We start from the raw sequence: 230 nt of genomic DNA on the forward strand, positions 1-230 counted from the left end.
CCTGATATATTTGGAACATCAAACTTGAGAGTTTGATCCTGGCTCAGAACGAACGCTGGCGGCATGCCTAACACATGCAAGTCGAACGATGCTTTCGGGCATAGTGGCGCACGGGTGCGTAACGCGTGGGAATCTGCCCTTGGGTTCGGAATAACAGTTAGAAATGACTGCTAATACCGGATGATGTCGATAAGACCAAAGATTTATCGCCTGAGGATGAGCCCGCGTAG

General features: G+C 50.0%; 1 rRNA gene (running past one end of the window). It reads left to right on the forward strand.

Annotated features, from left to right (window positions below):
- Positions 1-20 precede the first annotated feature (20 nt).
- Positions 21-230 (forward strand): 16S ribosomal RNA (locus ASG05_RS15635) (its annotated part continues 1,251 nt past the right edge of the window); the annotation flags it as partial.

Source organism: Frigoribacterium sp. Leaf186, from assembly GCF_001423905.1.
Lineage (GTDB): Bacteria > Actinomycetota > Actinomycetes > Actinomycetales > Microbacteriaceae > Frigoribacterium.